At 40.9% G+C, this 1,493-nt stretch carries 1 protein-coding gene; it reads left to right on the top strand.

Features of this window, described 5'->3' with window-relative positions; all coding sequences use genetic code 11:
* A partial coding sequence (locus F6K49_RS48255; protein WP_293109759.1) for an ATP-binding cassette domain-containing protein occupies nt 1-1,054 on the top strand: 1,054 nt, incomplete at its 5' end.
* Nucleotides 1,055-1,493 lie beyond the last annotated feature (439 nt).

Genomic DNA, 1,493 nt, shown 5'->3' with positions numbered 1-1,493 from the left:
TCAAAAATTAGGGTTACAAACACAAATTCTGAATGCACTTCCCAATCTGTTAACCGCCTTAGCTACAGCCTCTATCTTGCTAATCGGAGGCTTACGGGTTATCAAGGGAGAACTAACCATTGGAATGCTAATTGCTTATCAACTTTTAACCGCTAGCTTTCTTAAACCCATTAATGAACTGATTAATTTTGGGAGTACCTTACAAGAATTAGAAGCTGATATTAATCGCCTTGATGATGTACTACAAAATCCTATTGATCAAGAAGCCACTCGTCAGCCCAATCAGTTGGCCACTCCTACCAACAATTATAGTCTAACTTCCGATTCATTTAAATTACAGGGTCATGTAGAATTTCGTAACATCACTTTTGGGTATTCTCGCTTAGAATCTCCCCTGATTGAAGACTTTAATTTAATTATCAAACCGGGGCAAAGAATTGCTTTAGTCGGTAGTAGTGGTTCAGGAAAATCAACCATTGCTAAATTAGCCTGTGGATTATATGTCCCTTGGGAGGGGGAAATCCTTTTTGATGGTATTCCTCGCAGTCAAATTCCTCGTGCTGTTCTTGCCAATTCCTTAGCAATGGTTGAACAGGATATTTTTATTTTTGCGGGTACAATTCGAGAGAATTTAACCCTTTGGGATACCACCATTCCCGAATCAGATTTAGTTAAATCTGCCACTGATGCTGCCATTCATGAATCAATCCTGTTTCAGCCAAAAGGATATGATGCTCCACTGAGTGAAGGGGGAGCAAATCTCAGTGGTGGACAACGACAACGCCTTGAAATTGCTCGCGCTTTAGTGAGAAATCCTACCATTCTCGTCTTAGATGAGGCAACTAGTGCTTTAGATGCAGAAACAGAATTAATCATTGATCGTAATTTACGACGGCGTGGGTGTTCCTGCATTGTCGTTGCTCATCGTCTAAGTACCATTCGAGATTGTGATGAAATTATTGTCCTGGATAGGGGAAACGTTGTTCAACGGGGAACCCATGAACAATTACGCCAAGAAACAGGAACCTATCAACGCCTTATCAGTAGTAATTGAGTGGTAATCCAATCTGAAATAGAAAAAAATGACAGATCAACGTCTTCTCTCTTCCAATACACCCTATCAATCCTCTATAAAACACATTTAAAAAATTTATAGCGTTTTTCATAACTATAAGGTATACAGGATTTTAGGCGTTGCTGAATTAAGGAATGAATGCGCGATCATCTGGTTTTATTAAAGCCCCCTAAATCCCCCAATTCTGGGGGACTTTGAGAGTTTTGTTCCCCCCAGAATTGGGGGGCTAGGGGGGCGAAACCATACTCATAATCAGCAACGCCGGATTTTTTCCCTGTTCCCTGTTCCCTGTTCCCTGTTCCCTCTTGTCTGTTCCCTGTTCCCTGTTCCCTGTTCCCTAAAACCCAATAATTTGTACCTCACCCAATTGCAAACCGCTGTATATTATGTATAGTCAACAATCCCGCAAAATTCAAGG

This window comes from Moorena sp. SIO3I6 (assembly GCF_010672095.1).
Note: the sequence above shows the minus strand (reverse complement) of the source record. Positions and strands in the feature narration are given on the sequence as shown.